Raw genomic sequence first — 17,482 nt, forward strand, 5'->3', positions numbered from 1 at the left:
GCGCCGGCAGCAGTGGCGTCAGGGGGTCTTCGACAACGCCGGCATCCATTGCAGGCGCTGGCCGTCCTGGATCTTGTAGACGTCCAGCGTGATGTAGTTGCCCGACCCCGCCGTGACCAGCGTTACCGCCAGCTCGGGCTGGCCATCCCCGTCTACATCCTTGAGTTCGGCCTGCCGCAGTTCGCCATCGCGCGGACGGATCAGGCCGTCGGCGTAGTCGCCGGCCGACAGGTCGCGGTACAGGCGCACACTGTAGGTGCCGATGGACGCGGGCTCGCCCGATTCTTGCGCCACGACCAATGCGGCCGGCGCAGTGGCCAACGGCACCACGATGGGGGCTGGGGCAGCGGCATCGGCGGGGCTGGCCGACCCGGCCCATTCGACCACGCTGGCCTGGCTGCTGCGGCGGTCGACCAGGCATAGCATGCTGACCGCCGCTCCTTGCATATGGGCTTGGGGGGCACTGCCACGGATCAACAGGGCGGTCTGGCCCGAGCGGTCATCGAATTGCATGGGCGAGCCCACCTGTTCGGTCTGTGCCAGCCCGGATGCCTGTGCGCACAGGCGCAGCGCCTTGTCTTCCTGCTGTTGCCAGGCGGCCGGGGAACTGGCTTGCGCGCCAGGCATGGCCAGCATCATGGCGGCGATCGAGAAACAGGCCAGGGCGGGGCGGCAGGGGCTGGTGGTCATCCGGGGGGCTCGTCAGGGGAAAGGGTGCTTATGATGTAGCACGTGCCGTGCCTGTGTGTCCACGCAGGCAAAAAGAAGGGCCCGCACATGGCGGGCCCCAGGATGCCGACAGGAAACAGGTAAGCCTGGTTATTCCCGGTTGCCGCCGAAGATGCCCAACAGCATCAGCAGGTTCGAGAATACGTTGTAGACGTCCAGGTAGATGGCCAGCGTGGCGGACACGTAATTGGTTTCGCCGCCGTTGACCACGCGTTGCAGGTCGACCAGCATGAAGGCCGAGAAGATGACGATGGCCAGCACCGAGACGGTGAGCATCAGGGCGGGCATTTGCAGGAAAATGTTGGCCAGTGCCGCCAGCAGGATGACCACGGCGCCGGTGAACAGCCATTTTTGCATGCCGGACAGGTCGCGCTTGATGGTGGTGGCCAGGGTGGCCATCGTGCCGAACACCACCGCGGTGCCGCCGAAGGCCGTCATGACCAATTGCGCGCCGTTGCCCATGCCCAGCACGAAGCCCAGCAAGCGCGACAGCATGATGCCCATGAAGAAGGTGAACGCCAGCAACAGCACAACGCCCAGTGAACTGTGCTTGTTTTTCTCGATGGCGAACATCAGGCCGAAGGCGCCCACCAGGAATACGATGGCCGACAGCCCGGGGCTGGCCATCATGACCTGGTTCACGCCCGTGTACAGGCCGACTGCCGCGCCCAGCACGGTGGGGATCAGCGACAGCGCCAGCAGCCAGTAGGTGTTGCGCAGCACCTTGTTGCGGACGACTTCGCCCGGCGCGCCGGCAATACTGCCGGAACGGTTGAAGGGGGAAGGACGGAATTCGTTCATGGACGGCTCCTGATTGCGGCAAACGGGGGTTGCCCAATGGGTTTAGATGGGTAGGATACCTTACAGTTCCCTGAAAAATCCACTGGGTTCGATTTCAAGGGACAAGGCCATTTCAGCCCGGACGGACGGCCCGCACCGCGCGGTCGATCAGGGCGGGCAATTCGGCCTCGAGGCGGGTGCGCATGCCGGCCGTGGCGTCGTCCAGCGCGCGTTGCAAGGCTTGTTCCAGTTCGGCCTGCAAGGCGGCCCGCAACACCGCGTCGCCGGCCCCGGCGCCTGCGGCCGTGCTCCAGGCGGCCTGGGGCGATCCGGCGCCGCCCGCGGCATCGGCCCGGGTATTCGGGACGGGGTGGTCGGCCACCTGGGTCAGCACGGGCAAATCGGCATTATGCGCGCCGCCCGCCGCAGGGGTGTCGGGAACGGGCGACAGGGTAGGTTCGGCCCGCTGCGTCAGGGTGGGAATGCCGGGGTCTGAATAATGGGGCATGAGGGCTCCAGGAGACGGCCGCCTTATGCCGTGCGGCCTGCCAGGTCGTGGCTGTGCGGCGCATGGCCGGCGGCCTGGTATACGCGCCAGCGCTGGCGTGCCGCCTGGCGGTCGGCGGGTTCGTCGGAGACGATTTCCAGCACGCGCGCAAAGCCATCGTAGCCGGGCGGACAGTCGTCGTCGAGGTTGAGCAGCCAGAGTTCGTCGTCCGCCTTGCTGCCCAAGGCGGCGGGCTGCGGGGCGGCCGCGGTCAGGATGACGGGCGTGTCCGCGGCCAGGGGGTCGGAGGCCAGCACGTGCGGCACGAACGAAATATCGTCGAACGCCCACAGCATGCGGTCGAACGCGGCCAGGCGTGCCCCGTCTGCACAATACACGACCAGCCGCTGGCCTGCCTGGTAGCGCTTGCGGGTTGCCTGGCAGGCGGCCCGCAAGCGGTCGGAGGCGCCAAAGGCGAAGTCGATGCGCGTCATGGACGAGGCAGGGCCATATCAGGCCTGGTCGAGCAGGAACTGCATCAACAGCGGCACGGGGCGGCCGGTGGCGCCCTTGTCTTTGCCGCTGCGCCAGGCCGTGCCGGCGATGTCCAGATGGGCCCAGCGGTAGGCCTTGGCATAGCGCGACAGGAAGCACGCTGCCGTCACCGAACCGGCCGGCGGGCCGCCGATATTGGCCATGTCGGCGAAATTCGACTTGAGCTGGTCTTGGTAGGCGTCGTCCAGGGGCATGCGCCAGGCCGTGTCGAGCGCCTGCCTGCCGGCGCCCAGCAGTGCGTCGGCCAGTGCGTCGTCCTGGGTGAACAGGCCGGTATTGACGTGGCCCAGTGCCACCACGCAGGCGCCGGTGAGCGTGGCGATGTCCACCACGGCCGAAGGCTTGAAGCGCTCGGCATAGGTCAGGGCGTCGCATAGCACCAGGCGACCTTCGGCGTCGGTGTTCAGGATTTCGATGGTCTGGCCTGACATGCTGGTGACGACATCGCCAGGTTTGTTGGCCTTGCCGCTGGGCAGGTTTTCGCAGGCGGCGATCAGGCCCACCACGTCGAGCGGCAGTTCGAGTTCGGCCAGGGCGCGGAAGGTGCCCAGCACGCTGGCGGCGCCGCACATGTCGTATTTCATTTCGTCCATGGTGGCGGCAGGCTTGAGCGAGATGCCGCCAGCATCGAAGGTGATGCCCTTGCCCACCAGCACCACCGGCCCGGCCTTGGACTTCTTGGCGGGCTTGCCGGCATGGCGCAGCACGATGAAGCGCAGCGGTTCGTCGGAGCCGCGCGCCACCGACAGGAACGACCCCATGCCCAGCGCCTCGACCTGCTTGCGATCCAGGACCTCGACCTTCAGCGACTTGAACTCGCGCGCCAGTTTCTTGGCGGTATCGCCCAGGTAGGTGGGCGTGCACACGTTGCCGGGCAGGTTGCCCAGGGTGCGGGTGAGTTCCATGCCGTTGGCGATGGCACCGCCTTCGCGCAGCCCCTGCTGGGCCTGGGCCGCGTCGCCGCGGTCGACTACCTGCACGATTTTCTTGAGCTTGGGACGGGCGTCGCGGTCGGGTTTGCCGAACGTGGCGTCGTAATGATAGGTGGCAGCGCCGGCGGCGATGGCGGCCGAGCGCGCGCGGGCCCGCATGCCGATGTCGGCGATGGGGTTCGCGGCCAGCGTGGAGACGGCCTCGGCGAGCCGCGCGGCGACGCACGCCGCGGCGAAACCCTGTTCGGCCGCGCCATGCGCGCGCGCGCTGTATTCGCTTTGCTTGCCCAGTCCTACCAGCACCACGCGTTGCGCCGAGACGCCGGGCAGGGCACGCAACACCAGCGTGGCGCCCGCGCGGCCGCGGAACTCGGCCTTGACGACGTTGCGCACGACGTTGTTGCTGGCGCGATCGATGACATCGGCGGCGGGGCTGAGTTCGCCGTCGGCGTATACGCCCACGGCCAGCGCGGCGGTCTTGATCTGGTGCAGGGAAGCGGTGGTCTGTGTGCTAAATTCCATGGAGGATTCCCGTGTGCGTGGTGCAGTGCGGTTGATTATCCCGCATATTCTCACATGTCTCTATTCAAACGGTCTGTCGTCGCCGAGATCACCAGTCACGCGGGCGTGGTGTTCTCCACGCTGGTGGTGGTGTGGCTTAGCGTGTTGCTGGTGCGCCTGCTGGGCGAGGCCGCGGGCGGCACGATCGGTGCCGACGTGGTGCTGGGCCTGGCGGCTTTTTCCACCATTACGGCGCTGCCAACCGTGTTGGCCGTGTCGCTGTTCATTGCGGTCCTGACCACGGTGACCCGCAATTACCGCGAATCGGAAATGGTAGTCTGGTTCGCCAGCGGCTTGTCGCTGGCGGACTGGCTGCGTCCGGTGCTGCGCGTGGCCGTGCCCGTCGCGGCGCTGGTGGCGGTGCTGACGCTGGTGGCCTCGCCTTGGGCCTACCGCCAGATCGCCGAATACCGCGAACGCTTCGAGCAGCGCTCCGACTTGTCTAAGGTCACCGCCGGCCAGTTCGCCGAATCGGGCGAAGGCCAGCGCGTTTTCTTCGCCGAAGAGCCCACCCAGGCCAGCGATGAACTGGGCAATGTGTTCGCGCGTGAAATCGGCCCCGAATGGCACAGCGTCATGACGGCCAGCAGCGCGCGCATCGAAACCGAACCCAATGGCGACCGCTTCCTGGTATTGGGACGCGGGCACCGCTACGACCTGAAACCCGGCACGCCCGAGATCCGGCTGGTCGATTTCGCCAAGTATGGCGTGCGGCTGGAAAGCAAGTCGGGCGATCCCATCGCCGAGGCGCGCGCGGCCGCCGAACGGTCGAGCAAGGCCCGTCCCACGATGCAGTTGATAGCCGACGATACCGATAGTTCCTGGTCGCAGATCATGTGGCGCGTGTCGCTGCCGCTGGCTGCCCTGAACCTGGCCTTGCTGGCGATTCCCCTGGGGGCCGTGAACCCGCGGCTGGGTCGTTCGGGCGACCTGCTGATCGCGGGCATGGTGGGCCTGCTGTACATGAACCTGATCAACCTGTCGCGCGCCTGGATCAGCAGCGGCAAGCTGCCCTTCAGTGTCGGCGTCTGGATCGTGCATGCGGTGGTTCTGGCGCTGGCCGCCTACCTGCTGGCGCGCCGCCTGCGTGTAAAGGCGCCGCGCCAGCAGCCGGCATGAAGCCCACCCCCGGCAGCGCAGCGCTACGCGCTTCCCCTGACGGGGGCGACGCTGGCGGACCTACGGCAGATAGTGCATGTCGCCCTGGCGGCCTGCCAGCAGCGACGCATTGCGCACTACCGAACGGCGCATGAAATCCCACAGCACCGACATGCGCTTGAGCTTGTGCAGGTCTTCGTGGCAGTACATCCAGAAGCTGCGCGTGATGGCGATGTCGTCCTCCAGCACGGGCACCAGGCGCTGGTCCTGTGCGGCGATGAAGCAGGGCAATATTGCCAGCGAGCGGCCTTGCAGCGTCGCATGGTACTGCGCTACGACGCTGGTGCTGCGCAGCACCACCTTGCTGTCGGGCAGCAGGTCTTCCAGGTAGCGCAGCCGTTCGCTGAACAGCAATTCGTCGACATAGCCTATGAACGTATGCGCGGACAGGTCCGCGCGCGTGGCGATGGGCGCGTGGCGCGCCAGGTAGCCGGGCGTGCCGTACAGGCGCAGGGTGTAGTCGCACAGCTTGGTGCACACGTACGGGCCGCGCTGCGGGCGTTCGATGGTGATGGCCAGGTCGGCCTCGCGCTTGGACAGGCTGACAAAGCGCGGCACCGGCAGGATGTCCAGCGTGATGTGCGGATAGCGGCGCTGGAAGTCGGCCGCCAGCGGGGTCAGGACATAGCTGCCAAAGCCTTCGGTGGCGCCGATGCGCAAGTGGCCCGACAGGGCCTGCCCGATGCCCGACAGGTTCTCGCGCGCGGTCTGCACCGCGCTTTCCATTTGTTCGGCATAGACGAACAGGCGCTGCCCGTCTTCGGTCAACAAGAATCCGGTGCTGCGCGATTTCTCGAACAGCAGGGTGTCGAGCTCGGCTTCCAGAGCGCGGATGCGGCGCGACACCGTGGTGTGCTCCACGCCCAGTTTGCGCGCTGCGGCGCTGACGCGCTGCTTGCGGGCGACTTCCAGGAAATAGCGCAGGCCATCCCAGTCCAGCATGAGAGCTTCCTTGGTTATTTATGCACAATGAATGTGCAATTTGTGCTGTTGCTTGATGATTTTTACACATCTACACTAGGTTGGTCGGCGCGTCCGACAGGGCGGGCCTGCGCCAACGACACAAATAAATCACCGGAGACAACATCATGACACTGCACGCTCGCGGGCTGGCCGCCGGTTTCTGCCTGGGCGCCATGTTGGCAGGCCCTGCCATGGCAGCTGACAAGCCGCCGGTCAAGATCGGTATTCTGACGGATATGTCGGGCACGTACGCGGCCATGGGCGGCGCCGGTTCGGTGGCGGCGGCGCAATTGGCCATCGACGACTGCCTGGCCGCAGAGTGCAAGGGCATGAACATCGAACTGGTGTCGGCCGACAACCAGAACAAGGCCGACGTGGGGGCGTCGCGGGCGCGGGAATGGTTCGACCGCGACGGCGTGACCGCCATTGCCGACCTGACCAATTCGGCCGTGGCCCTGGCCGTGCAGGGCATTGCCCGCGAGAAGAACAAAGTGGTGATGTTCTCAGGGCCCGCCACCACGGCGCTGACCAATAAGGAATGCTCGCCGGTGGGCTTTCACTGGATGTTCGACACGTACTCGCAGTCCGCGGGCGGTGCCAAGGCCACGGTGCGTGCCGGTGGCAAGTCGTGGTACTTCATTACGGTGGACTACGCTTTCGGGCACTCGCTGGAAGCCGACACGGCCAAGGCCGTCAAGGCGCTGGGCGGTACTGTGGCCGGCGCGGTGCGCCACCCGCTGAACGCGCCCGATTTCGCTTCGTATCTGCTGCAGGCGCAAAGCTCGAAGGCGCAGGTGGTGGCGCTGGCCAACGGCGGGCAGGACACGGTCAACGCGGTCAAGCAGGCGCGCGAGTTCGGCATTGTCGAAGGCGGACAGCGCCTGGTGTCGCTGTTGATCTTCCTGTCGGACCTGCGGGCCCTGGGCCTGGACAACGCCCAGGGCTTGTCTTATGTAGATGGCTTCTACTGGGATTTCGACGACGCCACGCGCCAATGGTCGGGCCGTTTCGAGAAAGCGTTCAAGGGCCTCAAGCCCACCATGACGCAGGCCGGGGTGTATTCCAGCGTGCTGCATTACCTGCGTGCCGTGGCCGCCACCGGCAGCACCGATGGCCAGACGGTGGCCGACAAGATGCGCGAATTGCCGATCAAGGACCCGATCATGCACAACGCCAGCATCCGGCCCGATGGCCGCGTTATCCACGACATGTATCTGTACGAGGTCAAGAAGCCGGGCGAGTCCAAGGGCGACTGGGATTATTCCAAGCTGGTCGCCACTATTCCGGCCGATGAAGCCTTCCAGCCGCTGGCGGACTCGACCTGCCCGCTGCTGAAGCAGTAAAACAGCTACCAGGGGCGGGCCGCTGAGGCCGGCCCCTGGGGGCCGGCAGTATCCCGTAATCTATGAGGAGCAACCCATGAGTGAAGTCCCCAGCGTACCGCTATTGATCGGCGGCAAGCTCGTGCAATCCAAGACGACTGAATGGCGCGACGTGATCGATCCGGCCACGCAGCAAGTGGTCGCCCGCGTTCCCTTCGCCACGCGCGAGGAGCTGGACCTGGCCGTGTCCAATGCCAAAGAGGCCTTCCAGACCTGGCGCAATACCGGGCAGGGCGCGCGCATGCGCGTCATGCTGAAGCTGCAGCAACTGTTGCGCGAGAACACCGGCAAGCTGGCCGAAATGATCACGCGCGAACACGGCAAGACCCTGCCTGATGCCGAAGGCGAAGTCGGGCGTGGCCTGGAAGTGGTCGAGCACGCCTGCTCGATCGCCAATCTGCAAATGGGCGAATATGCCGAGAACGCCGCCGGCGGCATCGACGTCTACACGCTGATCCAGCCGTTGGGCGTGTGCGCCGGCATTACCGCGTTCAACTTCCCGGTGATGCTGCCGTGCTTCATGTTCCCGATCGCCATTGCTTGCGGCAATACCTTCGTGCTCAAGCCGTCTGAACAAGACCCCACGTCTTCGCTGTTCCTGGCGGAGCTGGCGCTCGAGGCGGGCCTGCCGCCGGGCGTGCTGAACGTGGTGCATGGCGGCCCTGATGTCGCCAATGGCCTGTGCGAGCATCCCGATATCAAGGCGGTGTCGTTCATCGGGTCGACTCGCGTCGGGTCCGAGATCTACCACCGTGCGTCCAACGCCGGCAAGCGCTGCCAGGCCATGATGGGCGCCAAGAACCACTGCGTGATCCTGCCCGACGCCGATCCGGAAGTGGCGTTGAACCAACTGGTGGGCGCGGCTTTCGGCGCCGCAGGCCAGCGCTGCATGGCCGCTTCGGTGGCCGTGCTGGTGGGCGAGGCGCGCAACTGGTTGCCCGATTTCATCGAGCGCGCCAAGCGCCTGAAGGTCAATTCCGGCAGTGACCGCAAAGCGGACCTGGGCCCGCTGGTATCGCCCAATGCCAAGAAACGGGTCGAGAGCCTGATCCAGAAGGGCGTGGACGAAGGCGCCAAGCTGCTGCTCGACGGGCGCAACCTGACGGTGCCGGGCTTCGAGCAGGGCAATTTCGTGGGCCCCACGGTATTCGATGGCGTGACCGAGAACATGACCATCTACACCGAGGAAATCTTCGGCCCGGTGTTGTGCGTGGTGGGCGTCGAGACCCTGGAAGATGCGGTGGCATTCATCAACCGCAATCCCAACGGCAACGGCGTGGCGCTGTTTACCCAGGATGGCGGTGCGGCGCGGTATTTCCAGAACAACATCGACGTGGGGCAGGTGGGGATCAACATTCCCATCCCCGTGCCGGTGGCCTGGTTCAGCTTTACCGGCTCGCGCGGCTCGAAGCTGGGCGACCTGGGGCCCAATGGCAAGCAGGCTGTGCAATTCTGGACGCAGACCAAGACAGTCACGGCGCGCTGGTCGGCGCATGGGCGCGCGGTCAACACCACGATCTCGATGCGTTAAGCTGCGAGGGGCGGCGGTTTGCCGCCCCAGGAAACGGGCCGCCCAGCGTGCGGTCCGTTTGCCCTATTTCTAAGTTTATAACCATAAATAATATAGAACAGGTTCTTTATTACTTATAATTGGCTTCTCTAACAGGGGCCACTATGAACCTGCAGCAATTCCGTTTTGTCCGCGAAACCATACGCCGCGACTTCAATCTGACCGAAGCCGCGCGCATGCTGTATACCTCGCAGCCCGGCGTATCCAAGGCCATCATCGAGTTCGAAGACGAACTGGGCATCAAGATCTTCGAGCGCCACGGCAAGCGCATCAAGGGCTTGACCAAGCCCGGGCTGGCCGTGTCCCAGGTCATCGACCGCATCATGCGGGAAGTCGACAACCTGAAGAAGGTCAGCGATGAATTCGCCCGTCGCGACGAAGGGGGCCTGGTCATCGCCTGCACCCACACCCAGGCCCGCTACCTGTTGCCGCGCGTCATTCCCAGTTTTCGCAAGCAGTTTCCCAAGGTGCACCTGTCGCTGGCCGAAGGCAGCCCGGCCCAGTTGGCCGAGATGGTGCTGCACGAGCAGGCCGACTTGGCGCTGGCCACCGAGTCGCTGGCACTGACCCCCGGCCTGGCCACTTTGCCGGTGTATACCTGGGAGCACACCGTGGTGGTGCGTCCCGACCACCCGCTGGCCGAATTGACCTCCAGCGCGGCCAAGAACCTGACGCTGACGCAATTGGCCGAATATCCCATCGTGACTTACGACCGCGCCTTTACCGGCCGCAGCACCATCGACGAGGTGTTCGCCAGCCAGGGCATCCACCCGGATATCGTGCTGGAAGCCATCGACGCCGACGTCATCAAAACCTATGTGGATGTCGGCCTGGGCATCGGCATCATCGCCGGCGTGGCCTATGATCCGCGCCGCGATGGCAATCTGGTGGGCTTGCCGGTAGGGCACCTGTTCGGTACCCATACCACGCGGGTCGGCGTGAAGTCGGGTGTGTTCCTGCGCGACTACGTCTATACCTTCCTGGAAATGATGGCGCCGTCGCTGACCCGGCAAGTCGTCACCGAGGCGGTCCAGGGCCATAGCGCCTGAGGCGCATTGCCCCGCACCCGCGCTTCGAAGCCCGGCCCGAAACAGGCCGGGCTTTTGTTTTGGCGCGCCTGGGAGGGCAATGCTATGCCAGGCCGGGGGGCGATTAATATTATTAAATAAGAACCGATCTCATTTATGTTGACTAAAAAATAGGAATCATTATCATTAACTTCACATCTCAACGATCTGGAGTACAAGTCATGACAGCAGCACTTAGCGCAGTGGTGGTGGGCGCCGACAGGCTGGGGAATATTCCGGACCTGTTGAAGGGCCACAATATCTCGATCACGCATCACATCAGCGGGCGTGATCCGTCGCACCAGAAGAAAACCCTGCAACTACCGTCGGGTACGCAACTGGTGATATTGCTGACCGATTTCCTGGGTCACAACGTCATGAAGACTTTCCGCAACGCTGCCCAGCGCGGCGGCATCCGGGTGGTGGCGTGTCGGCGGTCGGTGTGCAGTATGCAGCAGGCCTTGCAGCAATGCGGCCTGTGCTCGATGCATTGAAGCGAAGCCTGGCAAGCCCAGGGCGCGGCGTGGGGGCCTGCACGGGGCCTGGCTGCTCTACTGCTGCCGAGCCGTATCGCCGCGCGCCGAGGCCAGCAGGCCGCCATCCAGGCGGCGTGCGCCGTTGTAGCGCTTGGACCAATAGGCCAGCGTCATTTTCTCGATGCGCACCACGCCGCCCGAGCTGGGCGAATGCACGAAGCGGTTCTCGCCCAGGTAAATACCCACATGCGAATAGCGCCGGCCCAGGGTGTTGAAGAACACCAGGTCGCCGGGCTGCAACTGCTTCTTTTCAATGGCCGTGCCCATCAATGCCATGGCCGAGCTGTTGCGCGGCAGCTTCAGGCCCAGGGCACGTTCGGCCGTGTAGGCCACCAATCCACTGCAATCGAAACCGGTATCGGGCGACGAGCCGCCGTAGCGGTAGCGCACGCCCAGCTGATCCAGCGCTTCGCTGATCAGGGGGTCGGCGATGGCCTGCTGCCGTTCGCGGGTGAGCTTGCGCGTGACCAGCGTGCCGATGGGGTCGGCGGACGAAGCAGCCTGGGCGAGATCTTCGGAATCGAGCGCGCCGGTGTCGGAGCCGGGGCGCGGCCCGGTGCCGGCGCAGCCGGCCAGCAGCACGCACAGGGCGGCGGCAATCACCAGGCCCCGGCCGACGGAGCCTGGGCCTTGCCTGTAGGGTGTGCGCGTGAAGTGCCGGTGCATGCCCGCCCGAGCGGGACGCCAGGCCCCGCGGATGCTGGTGGAATTGCCGGGATTCTAGCAAATGCATGGTTTGCCGCTAGCCGCTGGCCTGCGCGCGGGCCGGTGAGCATGGGGAATTCCCCAGGTCGTCGGGCAAGCCTGATGCAAGCTTTGCCAGCCACAATAGCGCCTTCAGGGACCGAAGAAGCCCGCGCACACGGAGAGAAACCTGCGCATATGGAGGCAAGCATGCAAAAAACCCTCGATTTTCATCACCGATCCATCCATGACCGCGATGCATTCTGGCGCGCCGAAGCCGACCGCATCCACTGGGAAACACCATTCGAGCAGGTGCTCGACTATTCCCGTCCGCCGTTTGCCCGCTGGTTCGTGGGCGGGCACACCAATCTTTGCTACAACGCGGTCGACCGTTGGCTGCCCCAGCAGGCCGACCAGCCCGCGTTGATCTGGGTATCGACCGAAGTCGACCGCGAAGCCATCTATACGCGCCGCCAACTGTACGACGAAGTCAACGCAGTGGCCGCCATGCTGCGCGAGCAGGGGGTGGGCCGCGGCGATCGCGTGCTGCTGTACATGCCCATGGTGCCCGAGGCCGTGTTCACCATGCTGGCCTGCGCGCGCCTGGGCGCAGTGCACTCGGTGGTGTTCGGCGGCTTTGCGTCGGTGAACCTGGCGCAGCGTATCGACGATGCCGCGCCCAAGGTCATCGTCTCGACCGACGCGGGTTCGCGCGCCGGCAAGGTGGTGCCGTACAAGCCCTTGCTGGACAAGGCCCTGGCACTGTCCACGCAGCCACCGGGCTCGGTCATCGTGCTCGACCGTGGCCTGGCGCGCTGCGAGCGCCAGGCCGGGCGCGACCTCGATTACGCCGAACTGCGCGCGCGCCACGAGGGCGCCCAGGTACCGGTGCAATGGCTGGAATCGTCCGAGCCCAGTTATATCCTGTACACCTCGGGCACCACCGGCAAGCCCAAGGGCGTGCAGCGCGACGTCGGCGGCTATGCGGTGGCGCTGGCCGCGTCCATGGAATACCTGTTCGACGGCAAGCCTGGCGATACCTATTTCTGCACCAGCGATATCGGCTGGGTGGTGGGGCATTCATATATCGTCTATGGGCCGCTGATCGGCGGGCAGGCCAGCATCTTGTATGAGGGCACGCCGGTACGTCCCGATGGCGCCATCTTGTGGAAGCTGGTCGAGCAGTTCGGGGTCAATACGCTGTTCTCGGCGCCTACCGCAGTGCGCGTGCTGAAGCGCCAGGCGCCCGAACTGCTGTCGCGCCATGACCTGTCGTCGCTGCGGGCGGTATACCTGGCCGGCGAACCGCTGGACGAACCCACCGCGCAATGGATTTCGCAAGGGCTGGGCAAGCCCATTATCGACAACTATTGGCAAACCGAATCGGGCTGGCCGATCTTGTCGGCGCAGCCGGGGGTCGAGCGCGTTCCCACGCGTTTCGGCAGCCCCTCGTTCCCGGTGTACGGCTTCGATGCGCGCATCGTCAGCGAAAGCACGGGCGCCGACCTGGGGCCGGGCGAGAAGGGCGTGGTGGCCATTGCGCCGCCGCTGCCGCCGGGCGCCATGTCCACCATCTGGGGCGACGACGAGCGCTTCGTGCAAACCTATTTCACCTCGATTCCGGGTCGCCAGCTGTACTCCACCTTCGATTGGGGGCGCGTCGACGATGACGGCTACTGGTTCATCCTGGGGCGTACCGACGACGTCATCAACGTGGCCGGGCATCGGCTGGGCACGCGCGAGATCGAAGAGTCCATCAACAGCCACCAGAATATTGCCGAGTGCGCCGTGGTGGGGGTGGCCGACGCGCTGAAAGGGCAGACGGCCATGGCGTTCGCGGTATTGAAGCGCCCGGACGCGGCGGCCTCGGCCGAAGCCGCACGAGCGCTGGAAGGCGATATCATGCGCGTGGTGCAAGAGCAACTCGGCGCCGTGGCCCGTCCGACGCGCATCCTCTTCGTGGCAGCGCTGCCCAAGACCCGTTCGGGCAAGGTGCTGCGCCGTGCCATCGTGGCCGTGTGCGAAGGGCGCGACCCGGGCGATCTCACCACCATCGAAGATCCCACATCACTCGAACAGATCAAGGAATCGCTGCAATGAAGACCAAACCCGTGTTGACCGCCGAAGACGTCAAGAAAGTGCTGGCCGCTGCCGAAGCACATGCCGTGAAGAACGGCTGGGCGGTTGCCATCGCCGTGGTCGACGACGGCGGGCACACGCTGGGCATGCTGCGGCTCGACGGCGCGGCGCCTGTCTCCAGCCACCTGGCACCGGCCAAGGCGCAGACGGCCGCGCTGGGCCGGCGCGAATCGCGCCTCTATGAAGAGGCCATCAACAATGGCCGCTATGCGTTCTTGTCGGCGCCGTTGCTCCAGGGCATGCTCGAGGGCGGCGTACCCATCCAGGCCGATGGCGGCGTGGTGGGCGCGGTGGGCGTGTCGGGCGTGAAGTCGTCTGAGGATGCCGAGATCGCGCGCGCCGGCATCGCGGCGCTGGGCCTGTGACGCACCCATTGCCTCCCGAGCCGGACGCCGGGCCGGCCCCTGCGCCGGCCGCCGGCCTGGTGGCCGGCGTGCTCAATCCCGGCGTCACGCGCCGCGAGGTCTGGGCCTGGGCGATGTACGACTTCGCCAACTCGGGCTACACCACGGTGATCCTCACTACCGTGTTCAGCACGTATTTCGTCAGCGTGGTGGGCCAGCGTGCCGATTGGGCCACGCTGGCCTGGACGGCGGCGCTGTCGCTGTCGTACCTGTGCATCATGCTGACCATGCCCACCCTGGGCGCGCGTGCCGACGCGCGCGCGGCCAAGCGGCGCTTGCTGTATACCAGCACGGCCGGCTGCGTGGCGGCAACCCTGGTGCTGACCCAGGCGGGGCCGGGCGACGTATGGCTGGCACTGGCGGCGGTGGCCGTGTCCAATTACTGCTATTGCGTGGGCGAATCGGTGGTGGCCGCATTCTTGCCTGAATTGGCGCGTCCGGCTGCGCTGGGCCGCGTTTCCGGCTGGGGCTGGAGCTTCGGCTATTGCGGCGGCATGCTGACGCTGGGCCTGTCGCTGGCGGCCGTCACGATGGGCGAATCGCGCGGCCTGTCGGCGCCGCAATACGTGCCGTGGGTCATCGTCATCACCAGCCTGGTGTTCGCGTTGGCCGCCTTGCCGTCGTTCTTCCTGCTGCGGGAACGCGCCGTGCCGCATGCCATTGCCGTGCGCGCGCCCAACATGCTGCGCCGCCTGGCGGCGGCATGGCGCGACACGGGCGCGCACTATCCCGAATTTCGCCGCTTGCTGATGTGCGGGGCCTGCTACCAGGCGGGCATCGCGGTGGTCGTGACCTTGGCTGCCGTCTATGCCGAGCAAGTAATGGGCTTTACCTTGCCGCAGATCATGCTGCTGGTATTTACCGTAAACATCGGTGCGGCCGTGGGCGCGTTCGGCTTCGGCTACCTGCAAGACCGTATCGGCCACAAGCGCGCCCTGGGCATCACGCTGGCCGGGTGGATCGTCATGGTGCTGGTGGCCTATGCGGCCGTGACTGCGCCGGTTTTCTGGGCCGCGGCCATCCTGGCCGGCTTGTGCATGGGTACCAGCCAGAGCGCCGGCCGGGCCATGGTCGGCGCCTTGGCGCCGCCGTCGCGCCTGGCCGAGTTCTTTGCCTTGTGGACGTTCGCGATACAGCTCGCCGCCGTCGTGGGGCCGCTGACCTACGGCCTGGTTACCTGGCTGACGGCCGGCAATCACCGCCTTGCCATCCTGGTGACCGGCGTGTTCTTCGTGGGCGGCCTGCTGTTGCTGGCCCGTGTCGACATACGCGCGGGGCTGGCCCGGCGGGCGTTGCAAGGCTGAGGCCCGGCGCCCGGCTGGTATTCTTATGACTGAAACCGCTGTACGTGCGCCGGGCAGGCCGCTCCAGCCCGCCTGGTTGCGTAAGGTGCCCGTAAGAGCGCGGCGATACGGTTAGGTATAGGCAACGCATCGCCATACCTACAAATCATGAACCCGGAGACAACCATGTCCAATACCATCGAATCCGTCCTGGTCGAAACACGTGTGTTCCCACCGCCCGAGCGCGCCGTGCAAGGCGCACGCATCGACAGCCTGGATGCCTACCGCGCGCTGTGCCAGGAAGCCGAGCAAGACTTCGACGGCTTCTGGACGCGCCTGGCCCGCGAGAACCTGAACTGGACCAAGCCTTTCACGCAGGTGCTCGACGAATCCGACGCGCCGTTCTACCGCTGGTTCGGCGACGGCGAACTCAACGTGTCGGCCAACTGCCTCGATGTGCACCTGGCCAACGGCAACGCCGACAAGACCGCCATCATCTTCGAATCCGACGACGGCAAGGTCGACCAGGTCACCTACCGCGACCTGCTGGCGCGCGTGTGCCGCTTCGCCAACGGGCTGAAGTCGCTGGGCTACAAGAAGGGCGATCGGGCCATCATCTACATGCCCATGTCCATCCAGGCCGTGGTGGCCATGCAGGCCTGCGCGCGGCTGGGCGTCATCCACTCGGTGGTGTTCGGCGGGTTCTCGGCCAAAAGCCTGCAGGAACGCATTGTCGACGTGGGCGCCACGCTGGTCATCACCGCCGATGAACAAGTGCGCGGCGGCAAGACCATACCCTTGAAGCCCGCCGTCGAAGAAGCCATCGCCATGGGCGGTTGCGATGCGGTCACGAAGGTCGTCGTCTACAAGCGCACCGGCGGCAAGGTGGCCTGGCACGACAACCGCGACCTGTGGATGCACGATGTCGAGGCCGGCCAGCCCGACACCTGCGAGCCGGTGCCGGTCAATGCCGAACATCCGTTGTTCATCCTGTACACGTCGGGGTCCACCGGCAAGCCCAAGGGCGTGCAGCATTCGTCGGCGGGCTATCTGCTGTGGTCGCTGCTGACCGTGCAATGGACTTTCGACGCCCGCAAAGACGACGTCTACTGGTGCACGGCCGACGTGGGCTGGGTCACGGGCCATACCTACATCACCTACGGTCCGCTGGCGGCCGGCCTGACGCAAATCGTGTTCGAGGGCGTGCCCACCTATCCCAACGCGGGGCGCTTCTGGGACATGATCGCGCGCCACAAGGTCACCACCTTCTATACCGCGCCCACGGCAATCCGCTCGCTGATCAAGGCGGCCGAGGCATCGTCCGACGTGCATCCGCGCAACTACGATCTCGACAGCCTGCGCATCATCGGCACGGTGGGCGAACCCATCAACCCCGAAGCCTGGGTCTGGTACCACAAGAACGTGGGCCGCGAGCGCTGTCCCATTGTCGATACCTGGTGGCAGACCGAAACCGGCGGCCACATGATCACGCCGCTGCCGGGCGCCACGCCCACCAAGCCGGGCTCGTGCACGCTGCCGTTGCCGGGCGTGGCCGCGGCCATCGTCGATGAAACGGGTGGCGATGTCGAACAAGGCAATGGCGGCTTCCTGGTGATCAAGCGCCCCTGGCCCGCCATGATCCGCACCATCTGGGGCGACCCCGAGCGCTTCAAGAAAAGCTACTTCCCGCCCGAGCTGCGCGGCTATTACCTGGCCGGCGATGGCGCGCAACGCGATGCCGATGGCTATTTCTGGATCATGGGCCGCATCGACGACGTGCTCAATGTCTCGGGCCATCGCCTGGGCACCATGGAAGTCGAATCGGCGCTGGTATCGCACGAGCTGGTGGCCGAGGCGGCGGTGGTGGGGCGCCCCGACGACACCACCGGCGAAGCCGTGGTGGCCTTCGTGGTGCTCAAGCGCTCCCGGCCTGAAGGCGACGAGGCCCTGGCCATCGCCAAGCAGTTGCGCGATTGGGTGGGCAAGGAAATCGGCCCCATCGCCAAGCCCAAGGACATCCGCTTCGGCGACAATCTGCCCAAGACCCGCTCGGGCAAGATCATGCGCCGCCTGCTGCGCGTGGTGGCCAAGGGCGAGGAAGTCACCCAGGACGTCTCCACGCTGGAAAACCCCGCCATTCTCGAGCAACTGGCCAAGCCGGTCTGATGCCATGGCCGCGGCGCGCCGGGCCGGGCGCGCCCAGGAGTATCATCGAACGCGCCTGCCCCGGTTGATGCCGGGGCAGGCGCGTT

Annotated in this window: 16 protein-coding genes; 9 read left to right on the plus strand and 7 right to left on the minus strand. The window is 65.8% G+C overall.

Annotated elements, in window-relative coordinates:
- Positions 1-18: 18 nt before the first annotated feature.
- The 5 genes from KW845_RS03375 to KW845_RS03395 all read right to left on the minus strand — a co-directional run bounded on the left by KW845_RS03375 (position 19) and on the right by KW845_RS03395 (position 4,005).
- A complete protein-coding gene (locus tag KW845_RS03375; protein WP_218367751.1) occupies positions 19-690 on the minus strand; it encodes a PliI family lysozyme inhibitor of I-type lysozyme in 672 nt (223 codons plus the stop codon).
- A gap of 129 nt (positions 691-819) precedes the next feature.
- Positions 820-1,530 carry a Bax inhibitor-1/YccA family protein gene (locus tag KW845_RS03380; RefSeq protein ID WP_218367752.1) on the minus strand — a complete coding sequence of 237 codons (711 nt, stop codon included), beginning with the start codon at positions 1,528-1,530 and terminating at the stop codon, positions 820-822.
- A gap of 112 nt (positions 1,531-1,642) precedes the next feature.
- Entirely contained in the window at positions 1,643-2,017 is a 375-nt protein-coding gene (locus KW845_RS03385) for a hypothetical protein (protein ID WP_218367753.1), read from the minus strand.
- Between the two features lie 23 nt (positions 2,018-2,040).
- Positions 2,041-2,490, minus strand: coding sequence for a DNA polymerase III subunit chi (locus KW845_RS03390; protein WP_218367754.1), 450 nt, complete (start codon positions 2,488-2,490; stop codon positions 2,041-2,043).
- An 18-nt stretch (positions 2,491-2,508) separates the two neighbouring features.
- Positions 2,509-4,005, minus strand: a complete 1,497-nt coding sequence (locus KW845_RS03395; RefSeq protein ID WP_218367755.1) for a leucyl aminopeptidase — start codon at positions 4,003-4,005, stop codon at positions 2,509-2,511.
- A gap of 54 nt (positions 4,006-4,059) precedes the next feature.
- Between KW845_RS03395 and lptF the strand changes: the two genes are divergently transcribed.
- Positions 4,060-5,163, plus strand: coding sequence for an LPS export ABC transporter permease LptF (gene lptF / locus KW845_RS03400; RefSeq protein WP_218367756.1), 1,104 nt, complete (start codon positions 4,060-4,062; stop codon positions 5,161-5,163).
- A gap of 60 nt (positions 5,164-5,223) precedes the next feature.
- Here the strand turns inward: lptF and KW845_RS03405 are convergent, their stop codons facing one another.
- Positions 5,224-6,144: a LysR family transcriptional regulator gene (locus tag KW845_RS03405; RefSeq protein WP_218367757.1), complete on the minus strand. Its 921-nt coding sequence runs from the start codon at positions 6,142-6,144 to the stop codon at positions 5,224-5,226.
- A gap of 146 nt (positions 6,145-6,290) precedes the next feature.
- Between KW845_RS03405 and KW845_RS03410 the strand changes: the two genes are divergently transcribed.
- From KW845_RS03410 to KW845_RS03425, 4 genes are all read left to right on the plus strand, one after another.
- Positions 6,291-7,508: an ABC transporter substrate-binding protein gene (locus KW845_RS03410; protein ID WP_218367758.1), complete on the plus strand. Its 1,218-nt coding sequence runs from the start codon at positions 6,291-6,293 to the stop codon at positions 7,506-7,508.
- 76 nt (positions 7,509-7,584) lie between these two features.
- Positions 7,585-9,078 carry a CoA-acylating methylmalonate-semialdehyde dehydrogenase gene (locus KW845_RS03415; RefSeq protein ID WP_218367759.1) on the plus strand — a complete coding sequence of 498 codons (1,494 nt, stop codon included), beginning with the start codon at positions 7,585-7,587 and terminating at the stop codon, positions 9,076-9,078.
- A 143-nt stretch (positions 9,079-9,221) separates the two neighbouring features.
- Positions 9,222-10,166, plus strand: a complete 945-nt coding sequence (locus KW845_RS03420) for a CysB family HTH-type transcriptional regulator (RefSeq protein WP_218367760.1) — start codon at positions 9,222-9,224, stop codon at positions 10,164-10,166.
- Positions 10,167-10,366: 200 nt separating this feature from the next.
- Positions 10,367-10,678, plus strand: coding sequence for a DUF2325 domain-containing protein (locus KW845_RS03425; RefSeq protein ID WP_218367761.1), 312 nt, complete (start codon positions 10,367-10,369; stop codon positions 10,676-10,678).
- Between the two features lie 57 nt (positions 10,679-10,735).
- On the opposite strand, the gene KW845_RS03430 is transcribed toward KW845_RS03425, so the two are convergent.
- Positions 10,736-11,386: a C40 family peptidase gene (locus KW845_RS03430; RefSeq protein ID WP_218367762.1), complete on the minus strand. Its 651-nt coding sequence runs from the start codon at positions 11,384-11,386 to the stop codon at positions 10,736-10,738.
- 216 nt (positions 11,387-11,602) lie between these two features.
- On the opposite strand from KW845_RS03430, the gene KW845_RS03435 reads away from it, so the two are divergent.
- The 4 genes from KW845_RS03435 (at position 11,603) to acs (ending at position 17,396) form a co-directional block, all read left to right on the plus strand.
- Positions 11,603-13,504 (plus strand): propionate--CoA ligase, encoded by a 1,902-nt coding sequence (locus tag KW845_RS03435; protein ID WP_218367763.1) that lies wholly within the window; start codon positions 11,603-11,605, stop codon positions 13,502-13,504.
- Positions 13,501-13,908, plus strand: a complete 408-nt coding sequence (locus KW845_RS03440) for a heme-binding protein (RefSeq protein WP_218367764.1) — start codon at positions 13,501-13,503, stop codon at positions 13,906-13,908. Before KW845_RS03435 ends, KW845_RS03440 begins: the two co-directional genes overlap by 4 nt.
- Positions 13,905-15,251 carry an MFS transporter gene (locus KW845_RS03445; protein ID WP_218367765.1) on the plus strand — a complete coding sequence of 449 codons (1,347 nt, stop codon included), beginning with the start codon at positions 13,905-13,907 and terminating at the stop codon, positions 15,249-15,251. The genes KW845_RS03440 and KW845_RS03445 overlap by 4 nt, the downstream gene beginning before the upstream one ends.
- Positions 15,252-15,416: 165 nt before the next feature.
- Complete coding sequence (acs, locus tag KW845_RS03450; RefSeq protein WP_218367766.1) at positions 15,417-17,396, plus strand: acetate--CoA ligase; 1,980 nt, start codon at positions 15,417-15,419, stop codon at positions 17,394-17,396.
- Positions 17,397-17,482: the final 86 nt, after the last annotated feature.

The organism is Bordetella sp. BOR01 (assembly GCF_019218885.1).
Lineage (GTDB): Bacteria > Pseudomonadota > Gammaproteobacteria > Burkholderiales > Burkholderiaceae_B > Bordetella_A.

Coding starts and splice junctions, on each gene's coding strand:
- KW845_RS03375 (WP_218367751.1), bottom strand. CDS start 690: ATGACCACCAGCCCCTGCCGCCCCGCCCTGGCCTGTTTCTCGATCGCC.
- KW845_RS03380 (WP_218367752.1), bottom strand. CDS start 1,530: ATGAACGAATTCCGTCCTTCCCCCTTCAACCGTTCCGGCAGTATTGCC.
- KW845_RS03385 (WP_218367753.1), bottom strand. CDS start 2,017: ATGCCCCATTATTCAGACCCCGGCATTCCCACCCTGACGCAGCGGGCC.
- KW845_RS03390 (WP_218367754.1), bottom strand. CDS start 2,490: ATGACGCGCATCGACTTCGCCTTTGGCGCCTCCGACCGCTTGCGGGCC.
- KW845_RS03395 (WP_218367755.1), bottom strand. CDS start 4,005: ATGGAATTTAGCACACAGACCACCGCTTCCCTGCACCAGATCAAGACC.
- lptF (WP_218367756.1), top strand. CDS start 4,060: ATGTCTCTATTCAAACGGTCTGTCGTCGCCGAGATCACCAGTCACGCG.
- KW845_RS03405 (WP_218367757.1), bottom strand. CDS start 6,144: ATGCTGGACTGGGATGGCCTGCGCTATTTCCTGGAAGTCGCCCGCAAG.
- KW845_RS03410 (WP_218367758.1), top strand. CDS start 6,291: ATGACACTGCACGCTCGCGGGCTGGCCGCCGGTTTCTGCCTGGGCGCC.
- KW845_RS03415 (WP_218367759.1), top strand. CDS start 7,585: ATGAGTGAAGTCCCCAGCGTACCGCTATTGATCGGCGGCAAGCTCGTG.
- KW845_RS03420 (WP_218367760.1), top strand. CDS start 9,222: ATGAACCTGCAGCAATTCCGTTTTGTCCGCGAAACCATACGCCGCGAC.
- KW845_RS03425 (WP_218367761.1), top strand. CDS start 10,367: ATGACAGCAGCACTTAGCGCAGTGGTGGTGGGCGCCGACAGGCTGGGG.
- KW845_RS03430 (WP_218367762.1), bottom strand. CDS start 11,386: ATGCACCGGCACTTCACGCGCACACCCTACAGGCAAGGCCCAGGCTCC.
- KW845_RS03435 (WP_218367763.1), top strand. CDS start 11,603: ATGGAGGCAAGCATGCAAAAAACCCTCGATTTTCATCACCGATCCATC.
- KW845_RS03440 (WP_218367764.1), top strand. CDS start 13,501: ATGAAGACCAAACCCGTGTTGACCGCCGAAGACGTCAAGAAAGTGCTG.
- acs (WP_218367766.1), top strand. CDS start 15,417: ATGTCCAATACCATCGAATCCGTCCTGGTCGAAACACGTGTGTTCCCA.